Here is a 16,592-nt window from a genome sequence, read left to right on the forward strand (position 1 = left end):
CACGGAGATGGAATCATTGACTGCCCCCGGCATCCACTTTCTCGACGCGCGCGGACCGGAAGGCATGCGCATCTATGCGGTCGGCGACGTGCATGGCCGGCTCGACCTGCTCGCCGCCATGTACCGCCGGATTGCGGCCGAGATCAGTCAGGCGCGGCCGGTCGACTGGCGTGTCGTCCATCTCGGCGACTATGTCGACCGCGGCCCGGACTCCAAGGGCGTTATCGATTTCCTGATCGAAGTGCGAAAACGCGACCCGCGCCACCTGATGCTCGCCGGCAACCACGACATCGGCTTCCTAGACTTCCTCGACACTCCCGATGCGGACGGGCTTTTCATGCGCTATGGCGGCATCCAGACCGCGCAATCCTATGGCGTAGCGCTCAATGAAGGTGGCGGCGCGTGGTTCGGCAGGTCCGAGGCGGCATTGCGGCAAGGCCATGCAGCAGTTGTCGAGGCCGTGCCGAAAAGCCATGTCGAGTTCCTGCAGTCGCTGCCGTTTTCACTGACCTTCGGCGACTTCTTCTTCTGCCATGCCGGCATCCGGCCGGGCATTGCGCTGGAAAGTCAGAGCGCGCAGGACCTGATCTGGATCCGCGATGTCTTCCACAATCATTCCGGCCTGCATCCAAAAATCGTGGTGCATGGCCACACGCCGGTGCCGGAGGCCGAGGTGATGGTCAACCGCGTCAATATCGACACGCTCGCCTACCAGACGGGAAACCTCAGCGCGCTCGTCGTCGACGGTGCCGACAAGCGTATCCTGGTGGTGTCAGGCGAGAGGGGTTAAAGCGCTTAGCGAAGCGCGGCGGTGACGCCGTAGCCGTCGACGGCGTTGTGGTTGTTGGCTGCGTCGCCGGCGTAGGTGCCGAAGCCGCACAACACTATGGCCGACAACATGACAAAGGACAGAAGCGCTGCTTTCACGGACGTCATCTCTTGGTTAGGCTTTCTGCATCTGTGCACGGGGCAGGTTACGAATGGGTTGAAACGGAAAATGCGTCTTAAAGTTTCGACGATTTCGCGCTTTTAGGCATGTTCTGTATCGGCGATGTGTCGCGCGAGTGACCCAAAAGGTTCATCGCGTTGCACGGAAGATGCAGAGCGGGTGCCTTCTAGGGTGGCGGGCGGCCACAAGCCAAGCACGAAACATGCTGTCCACAGCGGATTTTTGCCGGCGTGCCAAATATGCAACGTCGATACTGACTGATCAGATCGTCGCCACCCAGGCGCGGGCGATGGCCAGCCCGGCGGCATCGGCAGCCGCTCCGTGGCGGGCCATTTCGTCGTCGAGCCGATCGCTCCAGTCCGGGTGCCGCTCGGCAATGAGCGATGCGAAGGATGCGCTCCAGTCGCGGACCATCGGCCGGTCCGCCTCGAAATGGAACTGGAAGCCATAGACGGCACGGCCGATGCGAAACGCCTGGTTCTCGGCGACGTCGTTGCCGGCGAGCCGCACGGCATTTTCGGGCAAGACAAAGGTGTCGTCGTGCCACTCGAAGATCGGGAAATCTTCGGGCAGCGCGCCGAGCACCGGATCGGCCGTCGCCGCCGGCGTGAGCGAAACCTTGTGCCAGCCGAATTCCGAGGCGCCGCCTATCCGGTTCTCGCCGCCGAAGGCGCGCGCCACCAGTTGGCTGCCAAGGCAGATACCGAGCACGGCGCGATCCTTGCCGGCGAAATCGCGCGTCAGGTCGAGAAGTTCAGGAAAATACGGGCAGATCTCGTCGTCCAGCGCATTCTGGGCGCCGCCGAGCACGACCATGGCGTCGTGCGCGGCGCTATCCTGCGGCAGCATCTCGCCACAATAGGGCCGGCGCAGGTCGATATCGGCGCCTGCCTCGACAAGCGCTGCGCCGATCTGGCCAAGGCCCTCGCTGTCGAAATTCTGGACCACCAGCACCCGCATCGAAAAACCTGCTGACATGAAAACGATGCGACGAGCGATATCATGCCGCCGTCATTCCGGCCAAGATGCGTATTCGGGGAGAAAGCTATGCCACTGCAGAATCGGGTCGACCCGTTCGGCGTCATCCACGCCGTGCCGGAGCGCGGCCTGTTCATGGGCAATCGCGGCATCATCCATGACCCCGAAACGAAGACGCTGCTGAAAAAACGCTGGGCGCTGCAGGCCTGGATCATCTGCGTCTGCGAATTCCGCGATGTGCGGCGCGAGCCGATGGGCCGCAACAGGCAAAGCGACGACCAATCGGGGGGCAAGGCCGGCTGGACCGAATTGTTTTTCTTGGACGAGGTGACCGCGCTCGCGGCCGGGCATCGGCCCTGCTTCTTCTGCCGGCGAGAGCGGGCCAGGGACTTCGTCCGGCGCTTCGGCATGGCCTTCGGCATTGCCGAGCCGCGCGCACCGCAGGTCGACAAGCGGCTGCATAAGGAGCGGCTGGCGTCGGGTGGGCAGGCACCGGTCGTATCCGTAGAAGAGCTTGCCGGGTTGCCGGACGGCGCCATGGTTGCGGACGGCGGCAATGCCTATGCGATGCGCGGCGGCAAGGCGCTGCGCTGGTCGTTCGCAGGCTATGGTGATCGTGTGGGGGGCGATCCGGTGGACGGCGATCCCGTGGGGTTCGGCGGTTTTGCCGACCGTCCAATCCGCCTGCTCACGCCGGCGACCACCGTTGCCGCGCTGAGGCAAGGCTATGTGCCAGTGTGGCATCCGTCGGCCGAGACTTGACGCCAAGAGCCGGCTCGCCCATTCCTCGGCGATGCGCGCCAATTACAAGATGCAGCGGCTGTTCGTGCCGGACGACCTCGGACCGGATATCGAGTTCGAGGCGAGCCCGCAGCAGGGCCATTACCTGTTGCATGTGCTGCGGCTCGGCGAGCGCGCCGAAATCCTGTTGTTCAACGGCCGCGACGGCGAATGGTCGGCTTCTATCGCCGCCAGGTCCAAAAAGACGGTGCGGCTGAAGGTGCTGGCCTTGCAGCGGCCGCAGCCGCCGCTGCCCAACCTCGTCTACTGCTTTGCGCCGCTTAAGCAGGGTCGGCTCGACTATCTGGTGCAGAAGGCGGTCGAGATGGGCGCCGGCGTCCTGCAGCCGGTCATTACCCAGCACACGCAGGTGGCAAAGCCCGGCATCGAACGGCTGCGCGCCAATGTCGTCGAGGCCGCCGAACAATGCGGCATCCTTGCGGTGCCGGAAGTGCGCGAAGCGGAAAAAATCGAGCGCCTGCTGGCCGGCTGGGACAAGGAGCGGCGGTTGATCTACTGCGACGAGGATGCTTCCACCAACAATCCGCTGCCGGCGCTGCAGGCGGTGCGGGAGAAGAAGCTCGGGCTGCTGGTCGGCCCCGAGGGCGGGTTTTCCGACGAGGAACGAAGGATGCTGCGGACGCTGCCTTTCGTAACCGCGATTCCACTCGGTCCGCGCATCCTGCGCGCCGATACGGCTGCGGTGGCGGCGCTGGCGGTGATACAGGCGACAATCGGAGATTGGTGAGGCACTTCCCTTCGCCCCTTGTGGGCCTTGTGGGAGAAGGAAGAAGCAGCCAATCAATTCCAGTTACCCTGTGGCTCAGGATTTTTCGCTTGATCGCCTACTGACATTTCGTCCATCTAGCGCCGGCGGTCGTCCGACCACCTACAGCGCCGCGCGTCCTTTCGGACGCGCAAAGGACGCTGTAGCACTTGATTGGGCACATGATCCTTTCCGAAAATCGAAGCCGATTTTCGGGGTCATGTGCTAGAGGACTTATAATGGCGCGCGACACAACCGATTTCCGGCCGATCGAAGGCGTCGACGAGCTTGTCGAGCACCTGGCTGAAGGCAACAAGCCGCGCGACAAATGGCGCATCGGCACCGAACACGAGAAATTCCCGTTCTATGTCGACGGCAATGCGCCGGTCCCCTATGGCGGCGAGCACGGCATCCGCGCCATTCTTGAGGGCATGCAGGAAAAACTCGGCTGGGATCCGATCATGGATGCCGGCCGCATCATCGGCCTGGTCGAGCCGACCGGCCGCGGCGCGATCTCGCTGGAACCCGGCGGCCAGTTCGAACTGTCCGGCGCGCCGCTGGAGACGATCCACCAGACCTGCCGCGAGGGCAATGCGCATCTGGCGCAGGTGCGCGAGATCGCCGAGCCGATGGGCATCCGCTTCCTCGGCCTCGGCGGCAGCCCGAAATGGTCGCTGGCCGAGACGCCGAAAATGCCAAAGTCGCGCTATGAGATCATGACGCGCTACATGCCCAAGGTCGGCAGCAAGGGTCTCGACATGATGTACCGCACCTGCACCATCCAGGTGAATCTCGACTTCGAGAGCGAGGCCGACATGCGCCGCAAGATGCAGGTGTCGCTGAAGCTGCAGCCGCTGTCGACGGCGCTGTTCGCCAACTCGCCGTTCACTGAGGGCCGGCCCAACGGATTTCAGAGCTGGCGCGGCGACATCTGGCGCGACACCGACAATCAGCGCTCGGGACTGCTCGACTTCTGCTTCTCGCCCGATTTCGGCTTCGCCGACTATGTCGAATGGGCGCTCGACGTGCCGATGTACTTCGTCATCCGCGACGGCCACTACCACGACATGACGCACGTCACCTTCCGCCAGTTCATGGCAGGTGCGGCCCGCAACGAGATTTCTGACGGGCTGCCGACGATGGGCGATTGGGCGAACCATTTGTCGACGCTGTTTCCCGACGTGCGATTGAAGCGTTTCCTTGAAATGCGCGGCGCCGATGGCGGACCGTGGCGGCGCATCTGCGCGCTGCCGGCTTTTTGGGTCGGGCTGCTCTACGACGCGGCGGCGCTCGACGCGGCCGAGGCGCTGACCTCGAGCTGGAGCTATGAAGAGGTGCTGGCGATGCGCAACGCCGTGCCGGAACAGGGCATTTCGGCGCCGTTCCGCAACACGACACTGCGCGAGATCGCCCGCGACGTGCTCGTCATCTCGCGCATGGGGCTGAAGAACCGCGGCCGCAAGAACCGCGACGGCTATGACGAAACGTCGTTCCTCAGCACGCTGGACGAAGTCGTCGCGCGCGGCACCACCAGCGCCGAGGAACTGCTTTCCGCCTATCATACGCGCTGGGGCGGCTCGATCGAGCCGGTGTTCATGGAGTATGCGTATTAGCCGTTTGCTATCGGCTTGGCCGACGGCTCGGGAAACGCGTTTTCCGAAATCGATTCCGATTTTCGGGCCGATGCGGTAGGCTCTCCTACGAGGATTTTCCCGAGGAGAAAACCAATGGCTTCCTTGTTCGACATTCTGGCGCAGGCGCAGAACGGTAACGGCATGCAGGCCCTGGCCCAACAGTTCGGGCTTTCGCAGCAGCAAGCGCAATCGGCGGTCGAGGCGCTGCTGCCGGCCTTTTCACAGGGGCTGAAGCGCAGCACCTCCGACCCCTACGGGCTCGGCGCGTTCATGACGGCAATGGCCAGTGGCCAGCACGCCAAATATTTCGAGGACGCAGGCCGTGCCTTCTCGCCGCAGGGCGTCGATGAAGGCAACGGCATTCTTGGCCATCTGTTCGGCTCAAAAGACCTGTCCCGCGCCGTTGCCAGCCAGGCAGCGCATGCGAGCGGCGTCAGCCAGCAGATCTTGCAGCAGATGTTGCCGGTCGTGGCTTCGATGATGATGGGCGGCCTGTTCAAGCAGACCACAAATCAGATGCAGGCGGCAGGCGGATTCGGCGGCGGCAGCAATCCGCTCGGCGAGATCATCGAGCAGATGATGCGGCAGGCCGGCGGCGGCGCGCAGGCGCCGCAACAGCGCCAGGCACCGCAGCCCGGCCCGATGGACAATCCGTTCGGCAAGGTGCTGCAGGACATGTTCGGCGGCGCGCAGCAGCCGCAGGGTCAGCCGCAGCAGGCGCCCAATCCCTACGGCGACAATCCGCTCGGCAAGGTGCTGCAGGACATGTTCGGCGGCGGCGCGCAACAGCCGCAGCGCGAAGCGCCGCAGCAACGCGAAGCGCCGCAGCCGCAGACCAATCCGAGCGGCAGGCCACGCAATCCGTTCGACGATTTGTTCGGCAAGATGTTCGAAGCGGGCGCGCAGCAACGCGACGATTACCAGAAGGGCATGGACTCGATCTTCGATCAGTTCAAGCGAGGCATGGACCGGCGGTAGCGTGAAGCTGGCCTTCGCCTGATTCAAAAAGAAAAATGCCCGATCCTTGGGAGGACCGGGCAGTGCGCAGGCGGGCCGGCGGGGAAACCGGCAGGGAGTGGGGGCCTGCGAAGTCCTTTAGCGCCGTGCCCCAAAGGGCACGCAGCCAGCGCGATCAGGTCACCTGCGGGCAATATCCTCGATCGTTTCCGTGCGATCGGCCGCGATGGCGCGAAGCCTCTCGGTTGGATCGCGGCCGAACGGCACCTCGATAGCGACGTGGAGATCGCCGCGCGTCAAGCCGATGTCGGCAAGTTCGGCGTCCGACATCTCGCCAAGGCGATAGAAGGCGCGGCGGTTTTTCCAAGCGCGATAGACATTGGAGATGGTGTTGACCACGCGCGTCGCAATAGCCGGACGCGACGTGATGCGCGAAGTCTCGGTGGCGAAATCAAACGTAGCCATGTCAGTCTCCTTCATATTCGAACGGACGAAGACGGTGATCGGCGCTGGAAACAGCGGCCGTTCCGGTCCCGATTCACATAGAAAATGCAGGTCGTTGTCCCAAAACCGGTGACCACTTTTAGGCGACCTGCATTGCCGTCATGTGGACAGTCGTAAATTTGCCATCGTTCGATTGATTAATCCAACGAATGTTTCTAATCTTTAACATCAACTCTAGTGATGGATTAGACCGATGAAAGCGCCACTCGATCTCGATCAGTTGCAGACCTTCGTCTCAATCGTCGACACCGGCAGCTTCACCCGCGCGGCGGAAGCGGTGCATCGAACCCAGTCGGCGGTATCCATGCAGATGCGCCGGCTGGAGGAACGGATCGGCAAGCCGCTGTTCGAAAAGGACGGGCGCACCAACAGGCTGACCGAGGAAGGCGACAGGCTGCTCTCCTACGCAAGACGGTTGCTGTTCCTCAATCGGGAAACGCTGGCCGCCTTCGACGACCGGCGGCTCGAAGGCACGATCCGCATCGGCACGCCGGACGACTATGCCGATCGCTTCCTGCCCGAGATCATGGCCCGCTTCGCCCGTTCCAACCCACGTGTCGAACTGACCGTGATCTGCGAGCCGACGCCGGGGCTGGTCGAACATATCAAGCGTGGCAATCTCGATCTGGCACTGGTGACGCATAGTGACGCGCACGGCCAGTCGGAAGTGGTGCGGCGCGAACCGCTGCTGTGGGTGACTTCGGCCAACCATGCGACGCATGAACAGGACGTTCTGCCGATGGCCTTCGGCCGGCCGAACTGCATCTGGCGGCGGGCCGCGGTCGACGTGCTCGACCGGCAGAACCGCGACTACCGCATCCTGTTCACCAGCTTCTCGGCGACCGTCATCACCGCCGCGGTGCTTTCCGGCCTGGCGATCTCGGTGCTGCCGGAATGCGCGCTGCGCCCCGGCATGCGGGTGCTGGGCGACGCCGACGGGTTCGGCGTCCTGCCCGATTGCCGCATCGGCATCATGCGCGGCCAGACGTCGCGGCCGGAGATCGTCGACGCGCTGGCCCGTCACATTTCGGAAAGCCTCGACAATATTTCCGTGCCGCTCGGCGAAGAGACGGGAAACTTCGACTTCGCAGCCTTTTCGAAGATGAAGCGGGGCAAGCCGAACCAGATCGTGCCGGGCTGGTAAGGATCAGGCGGAAACTGCTGCCGGCGTGCTGTCCTTGCCAGGCAAAAGGCCGGCCAGCCGCAGCAATTGCGCCGGCTCCAGCGGCAGCGACAGCAGATGGCCCTGAAACTCTCGGCAGCCCATGGCGACGAGCAGCGCCTTTTGCTCCTCGGTCTCCACGCCTTCCGCGGTGACGCCGACGTTAAGAGCGTCGGCAAGATCGACAAGCGCCCTGACGATCGCCGCCGAACTCTCGTCGCGGCCGAGGAGGTTCACGAAGGAGCGGTCGATCTTGAGCTTGTCGATGGCGTGGCGGCGCAGATAGTTCAGCGACGAATAGCCGGTGCCGAAATCGTCGAGCACTATGGCGATCCCCGACCGGCGCAAGGCAGCCAGAGCCGTCCTGGTCGTATCGTTGTTGTCCAACAGCACGCTCTCGGTGATCTCGAGCTGCAGGCGCCCTGGCGCCAATCCGGTCTCGGCGAGAACTGCCGCAAGCTGCTCGGCGAAACCGGTGTCGCGCAGTTGCAGCGGCGACACGTTGACGGCCACCCAAGGCAATTCGGTGCCGACAGCGAAGCGGCAAGCCTCTTGCAGCACCCATTTGCCAAGCTGGCCGATCATGCCACGTTCTTCGGCGATGGCGATGAATTGTGCCGGCGGCAAGCCACCATGGACCTCATGTCCCCAGCGGATCAGCGCCTCGGCACCGAGGATCGTGCTGCCGTCCGCCGCAAAGATCGGCTGATACGCCAGCTTGATCCCGGTTCCGCCATTCAGGGCGTGGCGAAGCTCGCTCTCAACCTGGCGCTTGCGCAACAGGAGGTCGTCCATGTCGCCGGCGAAGACCTGGTAGCGGCCGCGGCCGTTCTTCTTGGCTTCGTAAAGCGCGATATCGGCCTTGCGCAGCAAGTCGTCCGCATCGGCATCCGGACCGGTCGACAATGCTATGCCGATGCTGGCGCTGACAAAGACCTGGTCGTCGGCCAGCTTGAACGGCTCCTGCAGCTTTTGAAGCAGACCCTCCGAAACATCCTCGGCGCCTCGGATGTCGTCAACATCAATCAGGATCATGGCGAACTCATCGCCGCCGAGCCGTGCCACCGTGTCGACCTCCCGGATTGCCTGCTGGAGCCTCGCGGCGGTCTGGCGGACAAGCTCGTCGCCGGCAGGATGGCCAAGCGTGTCGTTGACATGCTTGAAACGGTCGAGGTCGAGATAAAGCAGCGCCACTTTGGCTGTTTCGTGACTGGCCGTGAGCAAAGCGCGCCGGAGCCGGTCCTCGAACAGCGCCCGGTTGGGAAGGCCGGTGAGCGTGTCGTGGAAGGCGAGATACTGCGCCTCGGCCTGACTGGTCTGCAGCGCCGACGATGCACGGCGGAGGCGGCGCAGCAGGAATGCCAGGACACCTGCCGCGAGCAGCGCGCCACCGATCAGGGCCGGCCCTGCCTCGCGCACAAGCGCGCTGCCGGGCCGCTCCTGATCCCAGCCGGCATAAGCCAGGATGACGCCGTGTGAGTCGACCAGCGGAATGGCAGCCCCGCCGACCGGCTGCGACAACGGCAGCAGGCGGGCGCCCGCCAACAGATATTGCCCGGCGATCTTGGCCAGCAGCGCGTCGGTGATGAAGTCCACCGAGATATGAAGGTATTCGCTGCCAGGCGTCTGGATGACGCGGTCGGAACTCGGCACCAGCGGCATGATGCTGAAGATGGCAGGTTTCCCGTCAAGCTCCACCAAATCCCCTGCGGCCAATTTGACCGGACCGCCGGCCAGGTCTTCTTTCGCCGGCTCGCGGATCAACCGGCGCACCCTTTCGACCGTGGGCAACAGAACCGGTTCATCCTCGCTGTAACGCGCCGGCGCCAGCACGTTTCCTTCACGCATCGCATGGACCGGGCGATCGGCGGCGTCCAGTACATAGACCCGATCATGCCCATAGTAGGAATACATCCAGACGCTGATGTTATCGATCATCCAGTCCACGTTGCCGGCCTTGGCATTGATGACGGAATCGTCCCAGACTGCGATGCTTTCCTGCTCGCGATCCACCGCCGCGATCCGGTCCCGCATGCCGTTGGCGAAAAGGATTTTCTGCCGCTCGAGGGAGACGCTATCCGCCTGCACAGTGGCGTAAAAGCCAAAGCCGACGACCATGGCAAGCGCGAAAATGGCAAGCGCCATCACCGTCAGCGTGACCTGGAACGTTAATGGGCTGCGTTGAAGACGACGGCTCATGCGTCCTGGCCACTCTCTTTTCCGCACAGTCATCAGATCGGGTTAAGATCGAGTTATGACATCGGCTACGAGCGACGGCCTTGACGCCGGCCAACAACCGCCCCCCAATCGGCCAATGAGCGACGCTGCATCCGAATCACGTACCAACGCCACCGAATACACGGTCAGCGAGATTTCCGGCGCGCTGAAGCGCACGGTCGAGGACGTCTTCGGCAATGTCCGGGTGCGCGGCGAAATATCAGGCTATCGCGGGCCGCACTCCTCCGGCCATGCCTATTTCTGCCTCAAGGACGACCGCGCACGGCTCGACGCCGTGGTCTGGAAGACCACAATGGGCCGGCTGAAATTCCGCCCTGAAGAAGGCATGGAGGTGATCGCCACCGGCCGGCTCACCACCTATCCCGGAAAATCCACCTACCAGATCGTCATCGACAATCTGGCGCCCGCCGGCGCCGGGGCGCTGATGGCACTGCTGGAAGAGCGCAAGCGCCGGCTGCAGGCCGAAGGCCTGTTCGATGCCGGCCGCAAGCGCTTGCTGCCGTTCATGCCGCGCGTCATCGGCGTCGTCACCTCGCCGACAGGCTCTGTCATCCGCGACATCATCCACCGGATCAAGGACCGGTTTCCGCTGCATGTGCTGGTCTGGCCGGTGCGGGTGCAGGGCGAAACGGCCGGCGCCGAAGTGACCGCCGCCGTCAACGGCTTCAACGGACTGGCGCAGGATGGCGTCATCCCGCAGCCCGACCTGCTGATCGTGGCGCGCGGCGGCGGCAGCCTCGAGGATCTTTGGGGGTTCAATGACGAGGCGCTGGCCCGCGCCGTCGCCGCCTCACGCATTCCGGTGATTTCCGCCGTCGGCCATGAAACGGACTGGACGCTGATCGACCTGGCGGCGGATGTGCGGGCGCCGACACCGACGGGTGCCGCCGAAATCGCCGTGCCCGTGCGCGCCGACCTCGAAGTGACGCTTGCCGGCCTTGGTGCGCGGCTCAAGGCCGCGGTATCGCGCAATTTCGAGCGCAAGCGCCAGGCGGTGCGTGCCGCCGCCCGGGCGCTGCCCTCGCCCGACCAGTTGCTGGCATTGCCGCGCCGGCGTTTCGACGAGGCGACGAGCCGGCTTGGCCGAGCGCTGTCCGTCAGCGTCCAGCGCAAGCGAGCCAGGCTCCAGGCGCAGCGGCTGACGCCGGCCACCCTGTCGCGACGCATGAACGAGGCCCGCACACTGGCCGGCCGCGACCTTGGCCGCGCGCAAGCGGCGTTCTTCGCCATCGTGCGCGAGCGGCGAACGCGGTTTTCGCGCACCGCGGCGCGGCTGTCGCCGGCGCCGCTCGCAAGGCGGCAGAAATTGCAGGCAGATGCCCTGGTGGCGCTGTGGCGACGACAGGACCGGGTGATTTCGGTGCGGCTCGAGCGGTTGCGTGGGAAACTGACTCAGGCCGACCGGCTGCTGGCGACGCTGTCGCACAAGGCGGTGCTGGCGCGCGGCTTCGCCCTGGTGAAAGACGCCGACGGTGCGGTGATCAAGCAAGCGGCGGAAGTGACGCCGGGGCTGGCACTTTCGCTGGAGTTCGCCGACGGGACCGCCGATGCGATTGCGACCAGCGGCGCGGCACGGCCGAAAACTGTTGCAAAGCCGGCCGCCAAAGCCAAGGAGCCCGGCAGCCAAGGCTCGCTGTTTTGAGTGCCGATGATTTCCGGCAATCCACATCACCAGACGACGCCTTCCGGCAAGCAGCGCGCGCGAGCCTTCGGCATTCGTTTTGACGGCACGCCCGGACCGTTCAACGCCATCACCGATGTGGCTGGCGTTGCGGTCGGTTATTCGACGCTGATTTCGGGCGAAGGTGCGCTGGTGGTCGGCGAGGGGCCGGTGCGCACCGGCGTGACCGCCATCCTGCCCAGACCGCGCGCCGAACTGGCCACGCCGGTCTTTGCCGGCATTTTCGGCCAGAACGGCAATGGCGAATTGACCGGCTCGCACATCATCGAGGAAACCGGTGCCTTCAATTTTCCGATCACCATCACCAACACGCATTCCTGCGGCGTTTCACGCGACGCAACGCTGCGCTGGATGCAGCGCGTGCTGCCGGCCGCGCTCGACAGCGGCTGGGGCCTGCCGGTGGCGGCGGAGACCTATGACGGCTTCCTGAACGACATCAATGGCCACCATCTCGGGTTTGAGCATGTCGCCGCGGCCCTCGATGGCGCGACCTGCGGATCGATCGAGGAAGGCAGCGTCGGCGGCGGCACCGGCATGATCGCCTTCGGTTTCAAAGCAGGCTCCGGCACGGCATCGCGCCTCGTCGAATGGCACGGCCGGCGCTACACGGTCGGCGCCTTCGTGCAGGCGAATTTCGGCAGGCGGAGCAATTTTACCATTCGCGGCCTGCGCGCCGGGCCCGATCTCGTGGAACCGGCGATCCGCGAAAGTACGCCGCGCGCCGAAAAGGGCTCGATCATCGGGATCGTCGCCACCAACGCGCCGCTGCTGCCGCATCAGATGAAGCGGCTGGCACGCCGGGCGCCGCTCGGCGTCGCCATGACCGGCGGATTCGGCTATCACAGCTCGGGCGATATTTTCCTGGCCTTTTCGACCGCCAACCGCGAGGCGGCGCTGGCGCCGTCAGGCCGCATCGCCAGCGCCGATTTTATCCCGGATACCGACATCGACCCGTTCTTCGACGCCGTGATCGGGAGTGTGGAGGAAGCGATCCTCAATGCGCTGGTCGCCAATGACGACATGACCGGGCGCGACGGCAATTTCGTGCCGGCGCTGCCAACGGCATGGCTCAAGAACAAATTCGGGGCTAGGCAGCGAAAGTAGAACTGTGCGGCGTGTCACGCGTCGCACAGGTGAAGAGATGCCTTTCGCCGGGTCGGCATGTCACTCGCTAAAGCGCGTCGCGTTTGAAGGGATTCATGCGACGCGCTTTAGTTCTTTGTTTTATGCATGTGGTTATCCCAAAACCGCTGCGCACTTTTGGGCGACATGCATTAGTCCGAATTCTTTTCGTCCTGGTCGGCCTCAGCCGCCTCTTCCAACCTCGACGCGATTAGTTCCTGAATGTCGCCGACCTCTTCCTGGATATCCTCCAGCGGTATGCCGGCCTCAGCCGCCTTCGCCGCGCATTCCTTGGCGAGGGTCTCGGCCTGCTCCTCGATCCTGTCCAGCGAGGACTGGCAGTGGACCTTTTCGCCGATCCACTCCTGCAAGAACTCGATCGCGTGTTCGCTCATGCTGCTGTTCCCTGGCGGCTGCGCCGGTTGGTAATCATAAACGCCGGCATCCCCAAAAAGATGCACGCTCCTATTCCAACCGAGTCGCCGTCACCCGCCAAGCCGATCTTGCCCAAGCTCCACAGGGCTGACGGAAATCGAAGGTTCAAGGAGCACGTTCTAATTCTGAAGGAGATTCTATTTTCCTGAGCAGACTGGCACCGTTGACTGGGATCAGGTCCCGGATCGCGCCATTGTTTCTACTTGTTATTTTCCGGCAATCCAGTCAATTTGTATGACAATAGGTATCACATTACGCGGCACGTTTGCGGCGCCATTCGCTGCGCAACCCTAGGATACGCGCAAAGCCGCCGCTATATAGTGACATCCTCAGGCAATGTCGACTCTGCTGGCCGACCTGCTTCTTTCCGCCGCGCCGAGCGTATCTGGTTGTCATTTTGTCATCGTCGGGGGCGAGCATATTTCGCCGGAAATCGGTCGGGCGCTCGGCCTATCCGCCAACCATCAGTTTGACGACTTCGTCATGGTTGGTCTCCGAGATCTTGCGCTCGCCAGCCTGGATGCCGCGGCGCAGCACGACGATGCGGTCGGAAACGGCGAAAATATCCTGCAGATTGTGCGAGATGAAGATCACCCCCCGGCCTTGCGCCTTGAGCTGGTGGATGAGCGAGATGACCTTGCGCTGCTCCGGCACGCCGAGGGCCGCGGTCGGTTCGTCCATGATCAGGATCTGCGCATCCCAATAGACGGCCCGGCCGATGGCAACGGCCTGCCGTTGACCGCCGGAGAAATTGCTGACCGGGGCGTCGAGCCGGCTGACATGGAAGTCCAGCCGTCCCATCGTCTGCTTGGCGGCGACGGCCATCGCCTTGCGGTCGAGCACCGGCAAGAAACCGAAAGCCTTGCGCATGGGTTCACGGCCGAGGAAGATATTGGCGCCGATGGACAAATTGTCGGCGAGAGCGAGATCCTGGTAAATGGTCTCGATGCCTTTTTCGCGCGCCTCCTGCGGCGTCGCGAAGGTGACCGGCTGCCCCCTCAGCAGAATTTCGCCGCCGGTCGGCTGAAAGACGCCCGATATCGCCTTGATCAGCGTCGTCTTGCCGGCGCCGTTGTCGCCGGCCAGCGCCACCACTTCGCCCGGCCGCACGGCCATGGAGAAATCGTTCAGCGCCTGCACCGCACCGAAATGCTTGGAAAGGTGCCGGACTTCGAGAAGGGGGGTGGTTGGTTCGGAACTATTCATCCTGGCGAGCTCCACTGAACCGGCGCTGCGCCTGGTCGATAAGGACGGAGATGATGATGACGAGGCCGACCGCGATGAACTGCCAGAACGGCTCGACATTGACGAAAACCAGCCCGTATTGAATGACCGCGATGACCAAGGCGCCGGCGACCGTCCCGAAGATGGTGCCTGAGCCACCGAACAGGCTGGCGCCGCCGATCACCACGGCTGCCACGCTGTCCAGCAGCAAGGGCTCGCCGGCCTGGGCGGCGCCCGCGGTGAAGCGCGCTGCATAGAGCGCGCCCCCGAGGCCGGCGCACATCGCCGAAAGCACGTAGAGGCGCAGGATGTGGCCCCTGATGTCGATGCCGGCGCGGCGCGCCGCCTGCACATTGGCGCCGATGGCGTAGTTATGCTGGCCGAACCGGGTCTGGCTCAGGATGTAGTGCATCACCACGACAAAGACGGCGGCAATGATGACGAGATAAGGCACACCGTAGAACCTGCCGTTGCCAAGCAGCGCGAACCAGGAATTCTGGACCGGCACAGTCGTGCCCCCGGCCAGCAGGAAGGCAGCGCCGCGCGCTACGCCAAACATGCCAAGCGTGCCGATGAAGGGTGGAATTCTGAGGCGCGAGATCAGCAAGCCATTGATGACGCCAGGCACGCCGGCGACGATCACGGCCGCCAGAATGCCCAGCAGCATGGCCAGGGGCACCGGCATGGCGACGCCAGCCATATTGGTGGCATGGGCGGCGACGACGGCCGCGAGACCCATGATGAAGCCCAGCGAGAGGTCGATGCCTCCCGAAATGATGACGAAGGTCTGCCCGGTCGCCAGCAGCAACGGCGCCACGGCGAATATTGCAATGGACTGCACGTTGAACGGGTTGAGCACGAAGGTCGCGCCAAAGGAGAGCCTCGACCAGACCTCGAAACAGATGATCAGGCCCGCAAGGAACAGCCAGGCGCGCCCTTCGGCGATGCGTGCGAGCCAGCTCCTGGCCGGATCACCGTGATCCGCCTGAGGAGCGACATGCGTTTCGGTTGGTGATGTTGAAGTCATGGATGGTTCCGATCCGCAGAGCGGCCTCCGACAAACTGGGTCAAAGCGACCCGGCGCAGGTCTCCTTCCGGCAAGCCGGAAGGAGACTGGCTGGACTTATTCGGAATAGAGGTATTTCGAGATGTTTGGGTCGGCGATGTTGGCCTTGTCCATGATCGTGAAGCCGGTGCCGATCGCAACCGGGATCGACTGGCCGGTCAGATGGGCATAGGCCGACACGACGCCGAAATAGCCGATTTCCGCGGGATGCTGGGCAATCGCGACGTCGACAAGGCCAGAGTTGATGTTGTCGGCAATGCTGGTCGGCGCGTCGAACGCCACGACCTTGACGGTGCCGGTCTGCCCGGCCTGCTGGACGCCATTCGCCGCGCCAAGCGCCGAGAACAGGTTTGCGCCGAATACCCCGACGAGATCGGGATTGCGCGCGAACACAGCCTGGAGTTGCGAGGCGGCCTTGTTGGCGTCATTGTCGTTGAACTGGGTCTCGAGAACGGTGATGCCGGGATGGTTGGCCGCCATCTCCTTCTTGAAGCCCTCTTCACGCTGGTCGGTGGTCGAAATGCCGGGCTTGACGTTCGAAACGTAGACCTTGCCCTTGTCGCCTATGGCCTTGGCCAATGCCCGCGCGGCGATCTCGCCGCCCAGAATGTTGTCGGAGGCAATATAGGACAGTGGGAAATCCGCCTCGCCTGCGCCGGACTGGTAGACGCCGCTGCCGATGAAGGTGTCGACGGTAATCACCGGAATGGCGGCGTCATGGGCCTTGCGCAGGGGTTCGACCAATTGAACCTTGTCGGTCGGCGCGATCAGGATGGCGTCCGGCTTCTTGGCGATAACCGCGTCAAGCACGGGGACTTGCGTTACCGGATTGAAATCCGGGGCGCCCTGGAAAACCAGGGTCACACCAAGGGCATCGGCTGCCGCTTGGGCTCCCTTGCGCATGGTGATGTAAAAGCCGTCGGTGGTAAGACCCGGAATGAGCGCAATGGTGTATTTTTTGTCCTGCGCCAATGCGGGCGTGACCAGCGCCGCTGCGCAGATGGCGAGAGCCGCCAGAGCGGCAACAATCTTCTTCATAACATCCTCCTCCTAATGTTGGCAGATTTGCCGTTGCGAGTCGTCCCGGCTCTGTGAA

16 protein-coding genes are annotated in these 16,592 nt (G+C 63.7%); 8 read left to right on the forward strand and 8 right to left on the reverse strand.

Annotated features, from left to right (window positions below):
- Nucleotides 1-16 precede the first annotated feature (16 nt).
- Nucleotides 17-790: a metallophosphoesterase gene (locus AC0L18_RS17270; RefSeq protein ID WP_473493495.1), complete on the forward strand. Its 774-nt coding sequence runs from the start codon at nt 17-19 to the stop codon at nt 788-790.
- Between the two features lie 5 nt (nt 791-795).
- Here the strand turns inward: AC0L18_RS17270 and AC0L18_RS17275 are convergent, their stop codons facing one another.
- Nucleotides 796-927, reverse strand: coding sequence for a hypothetical protein (locus AC0L18_RS17275; protein ID WP_258124092.1), 132 nt, complete (start codon nt 925-927; stop codon nt 796-798).
- Between the two features lie 283 nt (nt 928-1,210).
- The gene (locus AC0L18_RS17280) at nt 1,211-1,909 is read right to left on the reverse strand and encodes a type 1 glutamine amidotransferase (RefSeq protein ID WP_473493497.1); all 699 of its coding nucleotides are present in this window, start codon (nt 1,907-1,909) and stop codon (nt 1,211-1,213) included.
- 87 nt (nt 1,910-1,996) lie between these two features.
- On the opposite strand from AC0L18_RS17280, the gene AC0L18_RS17285 reads away from it, so the two are divergent.
- The 4 genes from AC0L18_RS17285 to AC0L18_RS17300 all read left to right on the forward strand — a co-directional run bounded on the left by AC0L18_RS17285 (nt 1,997) and on the right by AC0L18_RS17300 (nt 6,085).
- Complete coding sequence (locus AC0L18_RS17285) at nt 1,997-2,689, forward strand: hypothetical protein (RefSeq protein WP_473493450.1); 693 nt, start codon at nt 1,997-1,999, stop codon at nt 2,687-2,689.
- 31 nt (nt 2,690-2,720) lie between these two features.
- A complete protein-coding gene (locus AC0L18_RS17290; RefSeq protein WP_473493499.1) occupies nt 2,721-3,455 on the forward strand; it encodes a 16S rRNA (uracil(1498)-N(3))-methyltransferase in 735 nt (244 codons plus the stop codon).
- A 257-nt stretch (nt 3,456-3,712) separates the two neighbouring features.
- A complete protein-coding gene (locus tag AC0L18_RS17295) occupies nt 3,713-5,086 on the forward strand; it encodes a glutamate--cysteine ligase (protein ID WP_091595268.1) in 1,374 nt (457 codons plus the stop codon).
- Nucleotides 5,087-5,200: 114 nt separating this feature from the next.
- Entirely contained in the window at nt 5,201-6,085 is an 885-nt protein-coding gene (locus AC0L18_RS17300) for a DUF937 domain-containing protein (protein WP_473493452.1), read from the forward strand.
- A 159-nt stretch (nt 6,086-6,244) separates the two neighbouring features.
- Here the strand turns inward: AC0L18_RS17300 and AC0L18_RS17305 are convergent, their stop codons facing one another.
- The gene (locus AC0L18_RS17305) at nt 6,245-6,529 is read right to left on the reverse strand and encodes a DUF1127 domain-containing protein (RefSeq protein WP_473493453.1); all 285 of its coding nucleotides are present in this window, start codon (nt 6,527-6,529) and stop codon (nt 6,245-6,247) included.
- Between the two features lie 232 nt (nt 6,530-6,761).
- Between AC0L18_RS17305 and AC0L18_RS17310 the strand changes: the two genes are divergently transcribed.
- Entirely contained in the window at nt 6,762-7,712 is a 951-nt protein-coding gene (locus AC0L18_RS17310) for a LysR substrate-binding domain-containing protein (protein ID WP_473493454.1), read from the forward strand.
- 3 nt (nt 7,713-7,715) lie between these two features.
- On the opposite strand, the gene AC0L18_RS17315 is transcribed toward AC0L18_RS17310, so the two are convergent.
- Entirely contained in the window at nt 7,716-9,929 is a 2,214-nt protein-coding gene (locus tag AC0L18_RS17315; RefSeq protein WP_473493455.1) for a putative bifunctional diguanylate cyclase/phosphodiesterase, read from the reverse strand.
- 115 nt (nt 9,930-10,044) lie between these two features.
- Between AC0L18_RS17315 and xseA the strand changes: the two genes are divergently transcribed.
- Nucleotides 10,045-11,610 carry an exodeoxyribonuclease VII large subunit gene (gene xseA / locus AC0L18_RS17320; protein WP_473493456.1) on the forward strand — a complete coding sequence of 522 codons (1,566 nt, stop codon included), beginning with the start codon at nt 10,045-10,047 and terminating at the stop codon, nt 11,608-11,610.
- 9 nt (nt 11,611-11,619) lie between these two features.
- Nucleotides 11,620-12,753 carry a DmpA family aminopeptidase gene (locus AC0L18_RS17325; protein ID WP_473493501.1) on the forward strand — a complete coding sequence of 378 codons (1,134 nt, stop codon included), beginning with the start codon at nt 11,620-11,622 and terminating at the stop codon, nt 12,751-12,753.
- Nucleotides 12,754-12,923: 170 nt separating this feature from the next.
- Here the strand turns inward: AC0L18_RS17325 and AC0L18_RS17330 are convergent, their stop codons facing one another.
- The 4 genes from AC0L18_RS17330 to AC0L18_RS17345 all read right to left on the reverse strand — a co-directional run bounded on the left by AC0L18_RS17330 (nt 12,924) and on the right by AC0L18_RS17345 (nt 16,534).
- Nucleotides 12,924-13,166 (reverse strand): DUF768 domain-containing protein, encoded by a 243-nt coding sequence (locus AC0L18_RS17330; RefSeq protein ID WP_027156330.1) that lies wholly within the window; start codon nt 13,164-13,166, stop codon nt 12,924-12,926.
- Between the two features lie 490 nt (nt 13,167-13,656).
- Entirely contained in the window at nt 13,657-14,412 is a 756-nt protein-coding gene (locus tag AC0L18_RS17335; protein ID WP_023800331.1) for an ATP-binding cassette domain-containing protein, read from the reverse strand.
- Nucleotides 14,405-15,457, reverse strand: coding sequence for an ABC transporter permease subunit (locus AC0L18_RS17340; protein WP_473493458.1), 1,053 nt, complete (start codon nt 15,455-15,457; stop codon nt 14,405-14,407). Before AC0L18_RS17340 ends, AC0L18_RS17335 begins: the two co-directional genes overlap by 8 nt.
- A 96-nt stretch (nt 15,458-15,553) precedes the next feature.
- Nucleotides 15,554-16,534 (reverse strand): ABC transporter substrate-binding protein, encoded by a 981-nt coding sequence (locus tag AC0L18_RS17345; protein ID WP_473493459.1) that lies wholly within the window; start codon nt 16,532-16,534, stop codon nt 15,554-15,556.
- Nucleotides 16,535-16,592: the final 58 nt, after the last annotated feature.

Source organism: Mesorhizobium sp. WSM4819, from assembly GCF_055811215.1.